This is a genomic window from Carboxydocella sp. JDF658 (genome assembly GCF_002049395.1).
Lineage (GTDB): Bacteria > Bacillota.
Genome location: NZ_BDLR01000156.1, coordinates 1 through 261, shown reverse-complemented (window position 1 = coordinate 261; position 261 = coordinate 1). Strand labels below are relative to the sequence as shown.

General features: G+C 52.5%; 1 pseudogene. It reads left to right on the top strand.

From position 1 onward, the window contains the following. A pseudogene (locus JDF658_RS12950) lies at nt 1-261 on the top strand (IS200/IS605 family accessory protein TnpB-related protein); the annotation flags it as partial.

The window sequence follows — 261 nt, the reverse complement described above, 5'->3', positions numbered from 1 at the left end:
TGGACTCCCAAACAGAACTGCTGAAGTTAGAAAATGAAGAAACAGAAGAGAAACTGGGCCGGGCCAGGAAGAAGCTCAGCCTGGCTATGAGGAAACTGGCGAAGGCAGAGGAAAAGGGGGCTGCTTCAGAAGTTATTGAAAAGCTCCGCCTGGCAGTCAAAGGGCGAAACCATCGGGTGGTTTCACTGGCAAAAAGGCTGGCTGAACTGAAGGACTACCGGGAGAAGGGGACAATACCGGAGGTAGTCTTTGGGGGCAGAA